The 16,904-nt window shown below is 60.4% G+C and carries 12 protein-coding genes; 4 read left to right on the forward strand and 8 right to left on the reverse strand.

The window, feature by feature from the left end; translation table 11 throughout:
• The first annotated feature begins 85 nt into the window (after positions 1-85).
• From C7S18_RS22980 to C7S18_RS22990, 3 genes are all read left to right on the forward strand, one after another.
• Positions 86-688 carry an OmpW/AlkL family protein gene (locus C7S18_RS22980; protein WP_106893777.1) on the forward strand — a complete coding sequence of 201 codons (603 nt, stop codon included), beginning with the start codon at positions 86-88 and terminating at the stop codon, positions 686-688.
• 296 nt (positions 689-984) lie between these two features.
• Positions 985-3,273 (forward strand): TIR domain-containing protein, encoded by a 2,289-nt coding sequence (locus tag C7S18_RS22985; protein ID WP_170113450.1) that lies wholly within the window; start codon positions 985-987, stop codon positions 3,271-3,273.
• Positions 3,274-3,657: 384 nt separating this feature from the next.
• Complete coding sequence (locus C7S18_RS22990; RefSeq protein WP_146152080.1) at positions 3,658-3,942, forward strand: hypothetical protein; 285 nt, start codon at positions 3,658-3,660, stop codon at positions 3,940-3,942.
• Between the two features lie 55 nt (positions 3,943-3,997).
• On the opposite strand, the gene C7S18_RS22995 is transcribed toward C7S18_RS22990, so the two are convergent.
• From C7S18_RS22995 to C7S18_RS23015, 5 genes are all read right to left on the reverse strand, one after another.
• The gene (locus C7S18_RS22995) at positions 3,998-4,870 is read right to left on the reverse strand and encodes a hypothetical protein (protein ID WP_146152081.1); all 873 of its coding nucleotides are present in this window, start codon (positions 4,868-4,870) and stop codon (positions 3,998-4,000) included.
• A 70-nt stretch (positions 4,871-4,940) separates the two neighbouring features.
• Positions 4,941-7,490, reverse strand: coding sequence for a patatin-like phospholipase domain-containing protein (locus tag C7S18_RS23000; RefSeq protein WP_106893781.1), 2,550 nt, complete (start codon positions 7,488-7,490; stop codon positions 4,941-4,943).
• A 37-nt stretch (positions 7,491-7,527) separates the two neighbouring features.
• Positions 7,528-8,301: a hypothetical protein gene (locus C7S18_RS23005; RefSeq protein ID WP_106893782.1), complete on the reverse strand. Its 774-nt coding sequence runs from the start codon at positions 8,299-8,301 to the stop codon at positions 7,528-7,530.
• Positions 8,302-8,438: 137 nt separating this feature from the next.
• Positions 8,439-10,505: an ATP-dependent DNA helicase RecG gene (recG, locus tag C7S18_RS23010; protein ID WP_106893783.1), complete on the reverse strand. Its 2,067-nt coding sequence runs from the start codon at positions 10,503-10,505 to the stop codon at positions 8,439-8,441.
• A gap of 26 nt (positions 10,506-10,531) precedes the next feature.
• Positions 10,532-10,915: a RidA family protein gene (locus C7S18_RS23015; RefSeq protein ID WP_106893784.1), complete on the reverse strand. Its 384-nt coding sequence runs from the start codon at positions 10,913-10,915 to the stop codon at positions 10,532-10,534.
• A 245-nt stretch (positions 10,916-11,160) separates the two neighbouring features.
• Here C7S18_RS23015 and C7S18_RS23020 point away from each other — a divergent pair, with 245 nt between their 5' ends.
• Positions 11,161-14,379, forward strand: coding sequence for a TonB-dependent receptor (locus tag C7S18_RS23020; RefSeq protein WP_106893785.1), 3,219 nt, complete (start codon positions 11,161-11,163; stop codon positions 14,377-14,379).
• 207 nt (positions 14,380-14,586) lie between these two features.
• Here C7S18_RS23020 and C7S18_RS23025 read toward each other — a convergent pair whose 3' ends face one another.
• Genes C7S18_RS23025 through C7S18_RS23035 form a run of 3 tightly spaced genes read right to left on the reverse strand, consistent with a single transcriptional unit; the run spans position 14,587 to position 16,887 of the window.
• Complete coding sequence (locus C7S18_RS23025; protein ID WP_106893786.1) at positions 14,587-15,126, reverse strand: Smr/MutS family protein; 540 nt, start codon at positions 15,124-15,126, stop codon at positions 14,587-14,589.
• Entirely contained in the window at positions 15,123-16,226 is a 1,104-nt protein-coding gene (locus C7S18_RS23030) for a glycosyltransferase family protein (protein WP_170113451.1), read from the reverse strand. The genes C7S18_RS23025 and C7S18_RS23030 overlap by 4 nt, the downstream gene beginning before the upstream one ends.
• Positions 16,219-16,887 (reverse strand): O-methyltransferase, encoded by a 669-nt coding sequence (locus tag C7S18_RS23035; protein WP_106893788.1) that lies wholly within the window; start codon positions 16,885-16,887, stop codon positions 16,219-16,221. Before C7S18_RS23035 ends, C7S18_RS23030 begins: the two co-directional genes overlap by 8 nt.
• Positions 16,888-16,904: the final 17 nt, after the last annotated feature.

Genomic DNA, 16,904 nt, shown 5'->3' on the forward strand with positions numbered 1-16,904 from the left:
CTTCGCGCTGAGTTGAACGGATGCCTTGTTGAATGCGCGGGCCTGAAAGCGGGCACCGACTACCCATCAACAAGAGACGTTCCCAATGAAGAAGATTGCCCCAGTCCTCGCTGTTGCGCTGCTCACACTGCCCATGGCCGCCTCGGCCGAGGGATTCAGCGTCGCGCTCAGTGCGTTCAATTTGAATCCGAAGTCCGATAACGGCAGCCTTGCTGCTGGTGCGCTCGATGTGTCGATCAACAGCGAAACGAACCTTACCCTCGCTGGCGAATACCACTTCACCGACAACTGGAGTGTGGAAGTTCAGTACGGCCTCGGCTTCGATCACGAAGTGTCGCTGAATGGGGCGAAGTCGCTCGAAATCACACACCGTCCGCTGACCGTTGCCGGCAAGTACACCTTCAATGGCGACACGTTCCGGCCATACGTCGGCCTGGGCTTCAACCAGACGACATTTGGCGACGAGAAAGAGTTTGGCCCGATTGCCGGCACCAACACGAGCTTGGATAACTCGACCGGACTCGCTGCGCTGGCCGGTTTGCAATTCGATCTGACCGAGCGCTTCGCGTTGCGTGCCGAAGCCCGCTTCCTCGACATGGATACCGATGTGTCAGTCAACGGTGATGGCGTTGGTACCGCGAACGTGGATCCGTTTCTGTTCGGTGTTTCGGGCGTCTTGCGCTTCTGATCGAGTGCGCGTCACGAATCTGGAAGCCGAATGTTGTTGCAACCGATGGTGCAAGTGTCGCTGTAGTCCCCGTAGTAACCCCGCAACACCCACGCTTTCTCCCGCGTGTCCACTGGCTGACTTGCTCAGGAAGTCGCCAGTCTTTAGGGCGGTGCGCCAAACGCACCGCCCGTTCTTTCTTGTGAGGCACCAGAGCGTTGACAAGTCGACACGCTGGCGCGACATTGCGAGCGTGCCGAAACCAGGGCGGATCTATGGCGATCCCATGCCCTGAGTCGCTTGGAGGGCGTGCACCAATGGGTAACCCATCACTTGAACCGGTCTTGTTCGTTCTCTGGCATCCGGATTGCCTGGAAGGGGCCGTGCTGGCCGAGCAGATCTACAGCTGGTTTCGCCCTGGTAGCGGACTCGGTCCCAAGGTCATCTTTCGATCCGTGATCGATTGGTCAGAGAACGCCGACCTGCTCGTGCCGCTGGCACCAAATCAAAGTGCCATGGTCATCGTACTGATCGACGAGAACATGGTGATCGACGCGCGTTGGCGGCGCTGGCTCGATACGCTTGTGCAGCAAGTCGGTTCCTGGACCGATGATCCAAAGTTGCTGCTATTGCCGGTGGCGCTGAACAATAGCGCCTTGGGGTTCCCGCCATTGCGGCATCTGAACTTCATTCGGCCGGCGCCGGCACCTAGAGACGCTGAACCGATCCAGTTCATCTATCAAGCGTGGCTCACCAACGAGCGGGTGCGCTCGCTCATCCGGCAGCTCACCGATGCGTTGTGCCGCGCGATGGGCGCATCGAATGAGAAAACGCGCATCTTCATCAGCCATGCCAAGGAAGACCCGAGTCGCCCGGGGGCTGGTGGCACGGTGCCAGCGCGGGCGATTCGCGACTACATCCGGAGCGAAACCCAATTGGAGGCGTTCTACGACGAGAACGATCTGCCGTTTGCGCAGGATTTCGCCGAGGACTTGCACGAAAGTCTTGCCGATGCCGATGCCATGATTGCGGTGCAGACGGAACGCTATGCCTCGCGTCCTTGGTGTCGCTACGAGTTCAGCTCGTTTCGTCGACCGGTCCGCTTGCATCGACGTAGCAATCTGTTCGGGCTGCGCCCGACGTTGGTGGTCGAGGCAATGGCCGCCATGCATCACAGTCGTTGTATCCCAGAATTCGGCAACTCGCCACTGATCGGCTGGGACGCTGACCGGCCGCGGGACTCGGCGGAACTCGCAGTGATCACGGCGCTTCGGAATCTGTTCCTGACACACGTCCACCGTCGGCAAATGGCCGGGATGCCAGACCTCGGTACCAGTGTCAGCGTGCTGAAGCTTTCTTGGCTGCCAGATCTCAGCACACTGAGTCACCGGAATCTGGGCGAACTGAATGCGCAGGTTGTGGTGCATCCGGGCAATACGATGTCGTCGATCGAGTCGAACATCCTGCGTGCCCATCGTTGGCGTGACGTCAACTTCATTGGTATGGCCGACTACGACCCGGCAACCGCGATGGTGGGGTGGCAGGCCCCATGGCCGCGTGGTGTGGCGTGGTCCATGTCTTTGGAAGGGAGCGACGAGATCTTGTGCAAGGGGATGGGCCGCCAGCACATCGAGGAGATGGTTGGGCGTGTGACCGGCTTGATGTTGCGCCGCGGCTGCACCTTGTACTACGGCGGCAACTGGACGGATTGGGACGGCAGCAAAGGCGCTAGTACCGACCGTCATGCCCCCTATCGAAATATGTTGCACATGTTGCTGCAGAGTTCGGCGTCTGAGCAGCGCTGGCCCGAGCGTTCGTCTGCGGCTTCGAGTCAGTCGCAATCGTCGAACAATGGCGACTCCGGTGCATCGCCGCCCGTGATCAACCATCTCGCCTGGCCACACCAGGTGGAGCGTCGACGCCAGGCCGATTGGGTCAACCTGTGCGAGGTGGTGCCGCTCTCGTTGGAGGCGTCTGGTTTGCCGAAAGCAGCCAAGACCGATGACGCGATGTATCGTGCCATTGCGATGAGCGCCATGCGCCGACGACAGCTCGACGCGGCCTTCAACCAAGTGCGTGCCGAGGTGCCCGCGGTGTCTGCCCGCATTGCCATGCACGGCAAACTGCGCGGCTACTCCGGTTTCGCACCTGGCTTGCTCGAAGAATGCATGCTGTCGTGGCAGGCCGGCCATAGCCTATGGCTGCTCGGCGGCTTTGGCGGCATGACGAAATGGATCGTCGACTTCCTGCTGTGTCATCCGGGCGGACCCGAAAATCTGAGAGACGCCCCGAGCGCCAGCGACTGGTTACGCGCGCAGCACCCGCCGCTTCGCGACTTGGAGCACCGATTAGCCCGGAGCTTGTTCAATTCTACGAGCGACCAGAGCGGTGCGTTCCAGACCTGGCCACTTTGGTCACTCGACGATTTGATGGCGCACTTGAGTGAGTGCCGGCAAGCTGTGCAAACTGTGGGCCTTGCTCAAGCCTTGCGAACCGACCTGACTGATGCGGACACTCAAATACTCATGCAGACGAGTGATCCTGACACGGTGGTGAGGCTGCTGAACTTGTCGCTGACGAACTTGGCGGCGAGCGCGCACGTTTGATGCAAGGTGTGGTGTCAGGCGGAACAACCGGGTCATTGACAGTGCAGCGGCGTCCTTGATTTGTCGCGAGGTCGTCCGCTCCTATCCGAGTTAGTTCTTGGGAGACGGATTGCGGGCGCGCTTCAATAAAATCCTGCCTGCGATCGAGTTCTGATCACTCCTTCAGTGTGCTTGTTCGCGCATCAGATGGTTTGCAACGACTCAAGATCTGGAAGGCGCCACGGTGTCGCAAGTAGCCCTCTCCCCGACCCTCTCCCACTCGCGTGGGAGAGGGAGCAATTCTCCCTCCCCCGCGATCGCGGGGGAGGGCTGGGGAGGGGGCTACTTGCGGTCAGAATCGTTACCAACCGAAATTTTGGGTTCGCAAAACCAATGAGTTATGGCGTGTTTGATGAGAGAGGGAGCAGTGCGGGGCTGGGGTCTGCTCACGATCACGATGGTCGTCTCGTGCAACTCGGCGGCGTCAAGAAGAAGCGGAGTGATCGAATGTTCGAAGAGTGGGAGACCATGCAGGGTCGGTTTGGTCTCGCAAAGCGTTCCACGTCTACTACTTGTCACCCCGGACTTGATTCGGGGTGCGTTTCAATTCCCCGCAAAGCAGGCAGCGAAAAGTTCATTGCCAAGTTGCTGTTCGCACAGAACACCAAGCTCGATGCGTTGCCGCAGTGAGTGCCGAGGCGGGTTTCCTGGTTGGGCAGCCTGATCCTGAAGGCAAGCAATCGATCTAGTTGCCTTTGGGTTTCAAACGGCCAACGATGGCGCCGATGCTCTCTTCGAGTTCTTGTGCGAACTCATCGAGTCGATCAGGATGCCACTTTCGAAAGTAGTATTGCCGAGTGTCGAAATGGGATTCTTCACCTTCGCGGATTGTCCAGATCACCGGCTTACCGAGTGCGAGCGCGTAGCCTGTCTCGAAGTAGACGTTGTGGCTGTTGTGGGTGAAGTCGGCAATGACAAAACGGCAGCGTTTGAGGTAGTCAATCAGTCGTTGGTCGATGTGGTCTGCGTGGGCGACTGTATCGACGCGTTCGCACCGATAGCCTGCATGCTCTGCAGCCCGACTCATGCATTCGAACACTGGGATGAAGCTTTGTGAAAAGTGCATAGCTGCAAAGGCCAAATCCCGTTCCTCGCTAAGGAGCAGCGCATCTTCCAAATCCTCCCAGCCTTTAGAGGTGATGGATATGGTCCAGTAAGACGATGGCCGAAGAACTTTGACTCGCTTCTGATCTTCCAATGCATTCAGCAGTGCATAAGCCTCCTGGAGGCCGCGATCACTGATCAATGGCCAATCAATCGACGTGTTCATGGTATGACTTGCGCCGAATACTGGTGCCCGTTCAGCCAAGAATCTGAGCGTCCTGATCAATTTGCCCTTAACAGATCCATTTCCGAGGACCTCGGGAGGGTTCAACGCGATTTTTTTAGTGATCCCTGCCCGCACTCCGAGATCATGCTGACTTCGAGTCCAACATGTCAGCTTGAGCTTCTTCTCTGCTGTCAAGCAGGGAAATGCCAAGCGCGAGATCGTGAATTGTCCGCACTGTTCGCAAGCGACCAAATAGGCGCCGTCAATATAGCCGGCTTCTAAAGCCAAGTTTCTCTTGCATAGAGGACAATCCGAAATCACTTTGTGCTCTGTTTGGTCGTCCAGCGAGGTCGGGCTATCACGCCTTGGCACCAATCTGGTTTGCCAGGGACGTCAGCCAACGCGGCACAGTCGTTGCGGGTGACTTCAGACAGGGCTGCTCTGTCCCAAACGCCCGATCAAAAAAGTACCCGACCGCCTGCTCGCCCAACATCCGATACGCCTCAAACTGTTCCTCGTTGAAGAATTGATCGGCAGTCGTTTCATGCGGAAACGTGGGGCTTGCTTTGCGGTAGTCCTGGATGACTTGCGGTTCGGTGCCGGTCATCGCGAGCTTCAGATACAGCATCCAGCCGGTGTGACCGCCGGGGTAGTTGATGCGCACCATGGTGCCGTAGCTTGGGCAAAAGCCGTCGGTGTTGGGGCGCAGGTCCTTGAGGTCGTAGTCGAGGCTGACATCGAGATCGATGCGGGCGTAGCGGTCGAGGCGGATGAGGTCGAAGCAGCTCATCGTCGGGTCGCAGCCGCCATCGATGCAGACAATGAACTGCACGCGTCGGCGCAGGAGTTCGTAGACCGCCAGGTTTTCAATGTGGCCGCCATCGCTCAGGTTGATGAAGTTGCCGGTGGCATGCACGTGGCCAAGCGCTTCGCGCACGAGGTAATAGGCATTAGGGCGCAGTAGCGGATTGTTGGTGGCCCAACGCATCCAATACCCGAGCCGGACATTGAACAGGGTCATCAAGAACTGGAACTGTGGTTTCGATTGTCGGCCCATCAGGCTGGCGGCCGCAGCGCCTGAGGTGGCGATGGCGGTGGCGAGATCAAAACCCGAATCCAAGGTCTCAATCCGCGCGGTGGTCTGGTAGCCCGTCAAGCGCGAGCCGCAATGGAGCGCCGTTGCCGAAAAAAAGTCACAGCCGCGTCCGCGCAATTCGGGGCTCATCGTTGCGGGCGCATTGATCGCCATATTGATGATGTGAAATGGCTTCTTGGGGAGCGTGCTCAGTGGCACTTCGGCCTGTGGCCCATCTGGGTTCGGCGTGACGCCATAGCAGCTTCGCAGTTGGCTCCGATAGAAGCTGCGCAGGCCGCCTTGATTGACGTCAACAAAGTACGCGCGAATGAGGATCACCGTCGTAGTAGTCGACAAGAATAGGGGGATGAGCCAATCGCCCCGGTCGCGAATCATGTTCAGCGCGCTGATGTTGCAGCAGTCGCCTTCCATTAGCGCATGCGTAAGGACTGCTATCAGCAAGACCAGCAATGGGCCCAACACCAAGGCCGCGAGGTTCAGCAGTTTCGGCGTCAATATTTTGCTGAGCTTCGGGTAGGCATGGGTCGCGGCCACGGCTGATGCAAACAGGCTGCCGAAGGCACCAAGGCCGGCGCTCGGGATGAGAAGGGCCTCGATGTGTTCGGCAATGGCATCGATCGCGCGAATGCCGAGCAGCCCCAGTGCCAGCAGCGCGACGGCTACGGCCGCAGCATCGAGCCACCAGCGCTCGCGAAGGTTGCTCGAAATAAATGGTCGAAGGGCGGTGTAGCTCAACACCCCGGTGCCGAGTCCGGCTGCGAGCCAAGGCAGAAACGAGAGTGGTGTGAGCAGCGTGACACACAGACCGGCGAGCATGGCCAAGCCGACCAGCGTCAACGTGTTCTCGAACAGCCCGTAGATCAACAACGCGGCGATTCGCGGCACCCGAAAGCTGACATTGAGCAAGTACTTGCTGTTATTGCGCAGCCAACGGACCCAATCGCGCTCAGGGACCGATAAGCCCGTGAACACGGCCGCTCGTGCACGGGCCTCCGGATCAGCGACCTCAGGTGGTGGCTCGCTGCTCGATTTCGGTGTGGGCTCGGCACCGGGGTCGATCAGACCCGGGTCTTTCCGCAAGCGCGCAATACCCCCACTCAGATAGCCGCTGAGATATCCGCCACCTGACACGCTGGAGAGATAGTCAAAGTCTCCGAGCAAACCGCGGGCTTGCAGACCTTGCAGGATGCCCAACGCAAAAGTGGCGGAGCGGATGCCGCCACCCGATAGTGCGAGGCCACAGACCTCTGTTCGCTCGGTGAGCCCGAGGTACTGGAACTCGGCGTTGAGCACGGATGACTCGGATTGGAACCCCGACGGATAGTCGGGCGCTTGCACCGCCGCCAGGGCTCCCGGGCCGAAACCCGCGTTTGCTTTGGCAGAGCCAGAGGGCGTATGCGTTGGCCCTGCGGATTGATGGGCAAGCACATACAATTGGTCGCAAAGCGCAGACAGCGATTCTTGCAGGCTCAGAAGCTCCGACCGATAGCGATGACGATCTTGCAGTAAGCGGATGTCGCCCGTGGCGTCGCGGCGTGGGTGCCACGCGTTCAGGTGGCTGTTCAGTTGCTCCAGTACCGCGAGCGCAAGCAGCCTAAATTGATTGGCGTCTGGGTTCTTGGCGATCAGTCGGCGGATCTTTTGGCTCAACGCGTAGAGACTGTCGAGCGCGCCTGCTTCGGTACCACCGCGATACGGCAGCGGGCGGGTCGCAACGCGTGTATGGAGCTCGGTCCACAACTGGTGCGCGGCGTTACGATCAGCGTTCGTCAGTGGTGGCGACGGCTCGGCAGCATCAATCGGCGTGTTCATGTGCAGACCCCCAAGGTCTTGGCGCAGCGTTTGTCGGCTAGGTCTGCTGAGTGTGCCTCAGAAATTCGCGAAGTGCGAGTTGCGCGGCGCTAGGCTCCGTCACCGTTGCGAGAGTAATGCCGCGCATCGAGTCGGACGTCACAAGCGCTTGATCCGTGCCTGAAAGTAGGCCGTTGGCCTGCATTGCGTCTAACCAAAGCTGGCGCTGGTGGGCTAGCGTTTCAGGCTGGGCAAGCCAAGCGGTGGTGCCCCCAAAACCAGTGAATGCCAACACCGGCTTGCCAAATACCTGCATCCAGAACACTTCTTCCAGAACGCCCGGAACTACGCCTTGATAGCCTTGGCTGCGACCACCAATGGCGACGCGCGCGATGGAATCGTTCGCCATTTGCCGACGCATCAGGCTCAGTTCGGTTGGGCCCGGATTCGCCGCTTCAGTAGAAGCGCTTTCGGTAACCGTCAGGTCGACGAGTGAATCTGCTGCGGCGCGCTGCGACGCGGAGAGGGTCTTGGCTATGGTTGGTGTCAGATAGTTCCGGAGTCGATTGAATCTGGCGCCCGCAGGTACCGGTGCCGTCCGGACCAATGTCGCCAGCGACTCCGTCAGTCCGCCAGGCTGCCAGTTGCCGCCGTAGGCGACCTGCAACCCGTATTGGGCCAACTCGGCAATCAGCAGGTTGCAGAGTGGCAACAGCAAATCGGAGGCGTTGCTGTTCGAGGTGGGATTCGCACCGACATCAGCACCGACTGAGAGCCCGACCAGTCTCGCCGCCTCAGAAACTCCCGGAACCATTTGATGTGCGTCGTGCATCGCGCATTCTCCAGAAATGAGCACCTTGGGTAGGCACGCCGTGTCGCGGTAGGTGCTGGTCAAAGTGAGTGTTGAAGCCTAGCAGGCAACGCCATGCCGACAGTGCTCGACTGCGCGCCGCGTGCCGAGCGATCGGCTCAAGCATCCGCAAACCGCGCCTGTTGCCCAATCCAGCGCCGCATCAGGCGCTCGGCGGCTTCGGGCGCGTGTTCGAGCATCCAGTCTGCGGCAGCACTGACATGCGGGAGCTGTTCGGCATGCTGGCTCAGGTTCGCGATGCGGAAGGCTAGTTCGCCAGTCTGGCGGGTGCCGAGCAACTCGCCGGGGCCGCGCAATTGCAAATCGCGTTCGGCGATCTTGAAACCATCTTCGGTTTCGCGGAGCACGTTCAGGCGCTCGCGGGCAAGCGCACCGAGCGGGGGTTGGTACATCAGTACGCAGCTCGATGCGATGCGGCCGCGGCCAACCCGGCCGCGCAATTGATGCAGCTGGGAGAGGCCCATTCGTTCGGCATTCTCGATGATCATCAGGCTCGCATTCGGGACATCGACGCCGACTTCAATGACGGTGGTGGCAACAAGCAGCCGCAGCGCGCCGGACTGGAACGCATCCATCGTCGCGCGCTTGTCTTTGCTTTTCATCCGGCCATGCAGCAATCCGATCGGCAAGTCTGGCAACGACTCGGTCAGCAGCTTGAAGGTGGCCTCGGCGGCCTGCGCTTCGAGTTGTTCGGATTCTTCGATCAACGGGCAAACCCAATAAGCCTGCCGGCCTTCGGCGCAGGCGGCGCGGATGCGTTCAATCACTTCGTCGCGTCGGCTGTTGCTGATCACTTTCGTCGCGACGGGTGTGCGCCCGGGCGGCAACTCGTCGATGACGGACACATCCAAATCCGCATAAAGCGACATGGCCAACGTGCGTGGAATCGGCGTTGCGGTCATCACCAACTGGTGTGGCACCAGCGCGCCCAGGCCTTTCTCGCGCAAGCTCAAGCGTTGATGCACACCGAAGCGATGTTGCTCGTCGATGACGATCAGGCTCAGTGCCCGAAAGCGCACTTGGTCCTGGATCAACGCGTGCGTGCCGACTACAACGTCGGCATCGCCGGCGATGTCAGCCAGCGCCTTGTCGCGGGCCTTGCCTTTGATCTTGCCGGATAGGTGCACCACCCGGATGCCAAGGGGACTCAGCCACCGATCGACATTTCGATAGTGCTGTTCGGCCAGCAATTCGGTTGGCGCCAGTAGCGCAGTCTGTACGCCCGCATCGGCCGCTGATGCCGCCGCAATCGCGGCGACGACGGTCTTGCCCGAACCGACATCGCCTTGCACTAGTCGCATCATGGGCTTGCCGCAGGCCAAGTCACGATCCAGTTCGCTGAGCACGCGCGTCTGCGCGCCCGTAAGCTGGAACGGGAGTGCCTTCAACAGCGGCTTGCGGCGCTTGCCCGCAATGATCCGGGTTGCCGGCAATTGTTGGGTGAGTTTCCGGATCTGCCGGAGACTGATCTGATGGGCCAATAATTCGTCGAACGCGAGTCGGCGCTGAGCGGGGTGTTGCTGCGCGAGCAGGTCCGCGACGTCATCGGGCCCCGGTCGATGCACGGTCAGCAGACTCTCGCGCAATCCGGGCAAGTCGTGTCGGACCCTGAGGTCAACTGGCAGCAGTTCGAAGTCCGACTCCGGAGGCAAGCGCGTCAGCGCCTCCTGAATCAGCCGCTGTATGGTTTTCTGGCCAAGCCCTTCGGTCAACGGATACACCGGCGTCAGCGCATCGGCCAAAGGCGTGTCGGCCAGCACGCGGGTGTAACTGGGATGGATCATTTCCAGGCAGTCTTTACCCAGCCGCACATCACCGTAAACGCGAAAGCGCGCGCCGGCCTGAAAGCTCGCCGCCTGGGCGCTATGGAAATGGATGAAGCGCAGCACGAGTGTGCCCAGACTGTCGTCGCTGATGGCGACTTTCAGCTGCGGGCGAAAGCGAAAGCCGCGTTCGACGGCTTCGACCAGCCCCTCGACCTGCGCCGTCTGACCCGGGATCAGGTCCCGGATCGGAGTCAGCTGAGTCCGATCCTCAAACCGGAGCGGCAGATGGAACCAGAGGTCGGCGAGGGTGACGAGCGACAGCTTGGCCAGTGTCTCGCGGACAGCCGGGCCCACGCCCTTGAGGACGCTGACCGAGGTCGACTCGAGCCCGGGGCTCATCCGCGTTCAGGTTGACCCGTGCCGGCTCAATCGAGGACGACGATCGCGTCCATCTCGACCTCGGCGCCCTTCGGAAGCTGCGCCACGCCAATGGCGGCCCGGGCCGGGTAGGGCTGGCTGAAATATTCGGCCATGATCCGGTTCACCTCCGGGAAGTGCTTGAGATCGGTCAGGAAGACATTCAGCTTGACGATGTCTTTCAATTCGCCGCCGGCGGCCTTGCAAAGTGCCTGGAGGTTGTCGAAGACGCGCCGGATTTGCGGATCGATCGGTCCGGTGATCAGTTCGCCGGTTCCGGGAACGAGGGGAATCTGGCCGGACAAGTAAACGGTCTGGCCGACCTTGACCGCCTGGGAGTAGGTGCCGATCGCCGCCGGAGCGTCCGGGGTGTCGATAATGGTTCGAGCCATGATGCGTCTCCAGAAAGGCGGAATTCTGGCGGCAGTGGCAGGTATCGACAAGCGATTGCGGCCGGAAAGCTGTGTCTCACGAACGTGTGCGACGAAACAAGCCTTCACAATTCCGTCGTCCATCGGCGGTTTTCGTTTCCAAACCGTCATATCCCACTGTTAAACTTCCGTTTAACCCGTCCCGCCCTCCGAGTGGCTGCGGTGCCGGGCGGGAAGTTGTTTCCATAAACCAAAGAAGGTGAAACATGAACCAGCGAGTAGCTCTGCAATTCGCATTGTGGTTGATGCTGGCCCTGTTTGCGGCGATGCCTGCGTTTGCGCAGAACACATCGTCGGCAATCTCCGGCCGCATCGTTGATGAAACGGGGGCGCCTGTCGCAGGCGCGACAGTGGAAATCGAGCACGTGCCGTCGGGTACGCGCAAGTCGACAACGTCAAATGAGGACGGTCGTTTCGCGGCGCAGGGTCTGCGCGTCGGCGGTCCGTACAATGTGACGGCTTCGTCGGCGGGCAAGAACAACGCCGGCAAGAGCGATGTCTATCTGCTCCTCGGCGAAACCACCACGGTCAACCTGAACATGGCTGTCGAAGCCACCGATCTGGCCACGGTTGAAGTCGTCGCCAGCGCTGCTGCGAACGTGTTCAATGCCGAAGCGATGGGTGCTGGTACGGCGATCGATCGCGCCACGATTGACGCGCTGCCGTCGATCAACCGCGACCTGCAGGACTACGCTCGTCTGGATCCGCGCATTTCGCAGACCGACAAGGAACGCGGCGAAATTTCGGCCCTCGGCCAAAACACCCGCTTCAACTCGATCACGATCGACTCCGTGTCGACCAATGACACGTTTGGTTTGGAATCGAACAACCTGCCGACCGCGCGTCAGCCGGTGTCGCTGGACGCGATCGACTCCGTGCAGATCAACGTCACCAACTACGACGTCAATCAGCGCGGCTACACGGGCGCCAACATCAACGCCGTTACCAAGTCGGGTACCAATGAGTTCCACGGTTCGGTCTACACGACCTATCGTGACAACGACATGATCCGCAAGACGGACGACCGCGGCGTCGACTTCACCAGCTTCAAGGAAGACACCACGCTCGGCGCCACCATCGGCGGTCCAATCATCAAGGACGTGCTGTTCTTCTTCATCAACCTGGAATCGGCCAAGATCAAGTCGCCAGCGGCTGACTACGGCTCGACCCCGCTGGATCGCGCCACGGGTGGCATCAGCACGGCCCAGGTTAACGAAGTCATCGGCATTGCCCAAGGTTACGGCATGGATCCGGGCGACCTGTTCTCGGTCGGTAACGACACGAAGGTCGACACGGCGCTGCTGCGTCTGGACTGGAACATCAGCGACACGCAACGTGCCGCCCTGCGCTATTCGACCACCGACCAGAGCCAGTTCATTCAGCCGGGCTTTGGCGTCAACTTCTTCTCCCTGAGCAGCCACTGGTATTCGCAGGAGAAGGAATTCGACAACGCGGTGTTCGAACTGTTCAGCGACTGGAACGACTGGTTCTCGACCGAAGCGCGCGTCAGCTACCGTGACTATGCCTCGGTGCCGGACATCTATGCCGCGCAGCCGCAGGTGCAGGTGGACTTTGGTTCGCAGAGCTTCCGCTTTGGTACGGAGCAGTTCCGTCACCAGAACGTGCTCGAAACCGAAACCTACAACGCCTACTTCGCAGGCAACATGTACTTCGGCGACCACACGCTGAAGCTCGGCTTCGACTGGGAACAAAACGACGTCTACAACCTGTTCCTGGAATCGAACTTTGGTCAGTACCGCTTCGGCAGCACGACCAATTTCCGCAACGGCATCTATCGTGAATACGTGGTGCGTGTCGCCACCTCTGGCAACATCGACGATGCCGCCGCCAACTTCTCGATGGACAACTGGGGCTTCTTTGCTCAGGACACCTGGGCCGTCAACTACAACCTGAACCTGATGTACGGTTTCCGTGTTGATCGTCCTGGTACCGACAGCCATCCGGTCTATAACTCGGCGTTCGAAACCACGTTCGGCCTGCGTAACGACGAAAACCAGAGCGAAAGCGCGATCTTCCAGCCGCGCCTTGGTTTCAACTACACGTTCGACACCGATCGTCCGATGCAAGCTCGCGGTGGTTTCGGTCTGTTCCAAGGTTCTGCTGCCAACGTCTGGTTGTCGAACCCGTTCACGAACAACGGCCGCACGATCTCGATCTTCGGTTGCGGTTTCGCTGGTTCGACGGCCAACTGCCCGACGACTGCGCCGCCAGCCGGTCGCGAGTTCTCGGCTGATCCGAATGACCAGCCGATCTTCGGCACCGCCCGCGCTGACGTCGACCTGTTGGCCCCTGGCCTGAAGCAGCCGTCCGTGTGGAAGGGTAACCTGGCGTTCGAACACGAACTGCCGTGGATGGGCATGATTGCTGGCTTCGAAGCCATCTTCACGCAAGTCGAAAATGGCATCTATTACGAGCACCTGAACCTCGGCCGCGTCAGCCGCCAGGGCCAGGACGGTCGTAACCTGTACTGGGTCAACACCAACCCGAGCCAATACACCGCCTCCAGCGGTTTCTTTGGCGCGACGAGCAACGCCCGTGGCGGCGCCAACCAGGCCTTCCGCGAAGTCCTGCTGGCCAAGAACACCGGCAAGGGCAACGGCGAGAGCTACACCCTGTCGCTGCAGAAGCCGTTCCGTGACGAAGCCGACTGGTCGGCCAGCGTTGCATACACGTTTGCTGATGCTTCGGAAGTTTCCGGCCTGACCTCCAGCCGCGCGATCTCGAACTGGGCCAGCCGCGCCATCCTGAACCCGAACGAAGAAGTCTCGTCGCGTTCGCCGTATGTCGTGAATGATCGCCTGAATGGCTCGTTCACCAAGCGCTGGAAGTTCTTCGGTGACAACACCACCGAGTTCTCGCTGTTCTATGAAGTGCGTCAGGGCAAGCCGTACTCCTGGACCTTCAACAACGACGCCAACGGTGACGGCCTCGCCGGCAACGACCTGATGTACATCCCGGTTGCTCCGGGTGACGTCCTGTTCGTTGGCGCCGACGCTGCTGCCCGCGCCGCTGAAGAAGCGCTGTTCTGGGAACGCGTGAACCAACTCGGCTTGGAAGGCTATGCCGGTCAGACGATCGACCGCAACACCGAATACTCGCCGTGGACCAATAACTTCGACGTGCGCCTGAGCCAGGAAATTCCGCTGTGGTTTGACCACAAGGCGGACGTGTGGCTCGACATCCTCAACGTCGGCAACCTGCTGAACAAGGACTGGGGCGAAATCGACGAAGTGTTCTTCCAGTCGAATGGCGCCCAGGCTCGCAGCTTCGTGAACTTCGCCGGTATCGATCCGGCCACGGGCCGCTACGTCTACGACGTGGTCAACACCGAACCGCTGGGTCGTCGCGACGTTCGCGCCGAATCGCGTTGGGCGATCGCTGTCGGCTTCCGCTATCGCTTCTAAGCGAACGCGCAAGCACGCAATACCAAAACGGCCGGGGCAACCCGGCCGTTTTTTTGTTCTCAAAATGCGCGATGTGCGACGTCTGATTTGGCGCAGTTGTCAGCGGACGCGGGCAGCAGTCGGCGTGGCCATCGCCGACACTCAGGCCGAAGGGCAAATCACGAATCAATTGGGCAAGGATCGCCGACGCAGTGCTCGTCAGCCCCGTCAATGCCCTTTCAGCAGCACAATGACCGCGCCAGACCCACCATCGTTGTGCCGGGCTGAGCGAAAGGCGATCACGTCCCCACGTTGACGGAGCATGCGGTCGGTCAGTCCTTTCAGAACCGGACCCTGTTCCTTCGAGCGCATGCCCTTGCCGTGAATGATCTTGACGCACAGATTGCCGGCGTCAATGCATTCATTCAGAAAATCGCGAATGGCCAGGCGTGCTTCAGCCTGTGTCATAGAGTGCAGATCAATGGTATCGCGCACACTGAACTGGCCACGACCGAGCTTGGACAGCAGCTTCGGTGCGTACCCATCCTTCAGATAGCGAAGCGGCTCGGCGGCATCCGGATCCAGCGATTCCGGCAGCGGCATCAGCAGTTCTTCGGTGACGCGCCGCTCGTCCAGCAGTCGTTGTCGCGGATGCGGGCGCACGGGTTTGGCTTCGGGTTCGGCCAGATCCGAATGCACGCGCTGGACCTCGCCAATCGACTCGAGGAACAGGTTGCGATCGGCATCGGACACGTTGCGGCGACTCATGATGCAGGCTCCAGGTGGGCGCGCAGAGCAGCCGCCACGGCACGCCATTCGCCCACATCGGCCCGAGCATACGCCTGCCGATGTGCACCTTGAATCAAGGTGTGGACGTCTGATGCGGCGGCACCAATAAACAGAATCGGCTTGGCCGAATCGATGCACGCATAGACTTTCGACGGGAGCACCAGGCCGACGAACGCATCGGCCAGACAGATCACATGCAGATCGGCCGCCAACAGCACGCCGGGCAGCTCCGACAACGGACACGGCGCGGTGTGGGCGACGGTGATGCCCAGCTGCAAGGCACTGTCCCGGACCGCCTCAGCACGCGCACCGGTTGCGTTCAACCACAGTCCGATCCGCTCTCGCTCTGCCAACGACAAGGCCGCGAGACCCGCCAGGAACGTGTCGGCATCATGCGCCACCCCCCAGTTGCCCGAGTACAGCACAATGGTCTTGCCGCGCAACGCATCCGGCGGCGTTGCGGCGTGCGCGCCGTCGAAGGAAACCGGTGACACATCGCGACGGAGATCAATGCGATCGGCGCGAATGCCATGTGCGAGCAAGCGCTGCCGCTGATCTTCGGCGATGATCTCCATCACATCGACGCGTCGTCGCCAAAACCATGTGAGTTGCTGAAGCGCGCGCAGAAACCAGGATGCGCGAGGCTTGGTCGCGATCAAACACTCAGGATGAAAATCGGCAATGCGATATCGCAGCCGACCCGCCATGAATGGTTTGAGTGGAACAATGAAATGCAGCAGGTACGGCGGCGAACCCGTAAACACCACCTCATCGGATGTGCGCAGTTGGCGGCGCGCAGCCCACAAGAGGCTGATATTGGCGGTCAGCGTCCACCAGGCGCGCTGCAGCACCGCAGACCGATCATAGGTTCTGCGATGAATGCGGATCACCGTGAGATGACCGTCGCCGCACGTGGCTTCTTCAGCACTGGCAGCAGTCGACGAGAACCCCACCAGACACACGCTGTGGCCCTCGGCCGCCAGCTTCTCGGCATGCTGCAGGGCGTACTGGCCAATCGCGCCGAAATCCGGTGGCAGCCAATCGGCCAAGAGCAGGATCGAGCGCCTCGATTCAGTCACTGAGCGGGCTCTGCCGTCCTGTCGGGCAAATCCGGATGCTGTCTTCGGCCACACTGACCGTCAGGTCCGGGCGCCTGGCCGCAACAAACGCGGTGATGGCCGCGATGGTTGGATACGCCGGGTCACTGCCAAAACAGCGCGCATCGTCGATCACAATGAGGTGCTGCGGCGCCTTGATTTCAAGAATCGCCGCGAGCTCTTCCAGAATGGGCGTGTCCTTGTCGCCGCGGGCAGTGTCGCCTGCCGAGTAATGGCCATCGAGCCAGAACAGCGCCGGTCGATCGAGTTTTGGAAGCAGATTCTTGATCTCGACGCCGCTGTCGCCCTGGATCAGTTCAATATGCGGTTTGTCAGCGAAGCGTTCGCGCGCGCGCTGCCACAGTTCTTGGCTCAGTTCGATGGAATAGAGTTTGTCGAAATCGGCCGCCAGGGCCGCGAGCATGTCGCCTCGAAATGTGCCAGTCTCGACCAGAATGGGGGTTTGAAAGGCGTTGGCATGCGCCCGCAGAAACCGCTGTTTGACGATATGCGGTGGTGGTGCGGGACGCCCGGCAGCCCGCCAGTCCAAGAGCGCTCGTTGGTCCCGACGGCGGTCGACCTGGCGTTTCAGTGGCGCCCACAACGGCGTTGCCCTCAGAATGGATTTGAAAAGCTCGTACATGCATGGATCCCTGACAA

The sequence above is a fragment of the Ahniella affigens genome (genome assembly GCF_003015185.1).
GTDB lineage: Bacteria > Pseudomonadota > Gammaproteobacteria > Xanthomonadales > Ahniellaceae > Ahniella > Ahniella affigens.

Coding starts and splice junctions, on each gene's coding strand:
- C7S18_RS23000 (WP_106893781.1), bottom strand. CDS start 7,490: ATGAACACGCCGATTGATGCTGCCGAGCCGTCGCCACCACTGACGAAC.
- C7S18_RS23005 (WP_106893782.1), bottom strand. CDS start 8,301: ATGCACGACGCACATCAAATGGTTCCGGGAGTTTCTGAGGCGGCGAGA.
- C7S18_RS22985 (WP_170113450.1), top strand. CDS start 985: ATGGGTAACCCATCACTTGAACCGGTCTTGTTCGTTCTCTGGCATCCG.
- C7S18_RS23020 (WP_106893785.1), top strand. CDS start 11,161: ATGAACCAGCGAGTAGCTCTGCAATTCGCATTGTGGTTGATGCTGGCC.
- C7S18_RS22980 (WP_106893777.1), top strand. CDS start 86: ATGAAGAAGATTGCCCCAGTCCTCGCTGTTGCGCTGCTCACACTGCCC.
- C7S18_RS23025 (WP_106893786.1), bottom strand. CDS start 15,126: ATGAGTCGCCGCAACGTGTCCGATGCCGATCGCAACCTGTTCCTCGAG.
- recG (WP_106893783.1), bottom strand. CDS start 10,505: ATGAGCCCCGGGCTCGAGTCGACCTCGGTCAGCGTCCTCAAGGGCGTG.
- C7S18_RS23035 (WP_106893788.1), bottom strand. CDS start 16,887: ATGTACGAGCTTTTCAAATCCATTCTGAGGGCAACGCCGTTGTGGGCG.
- C7S18_RS23015 (WP_106893784.1), bottom strand. CDS start 10,915: ATGGCTCGAACCATTATCGACACCCCGGACGCTCCGGCGGCGATCGGC.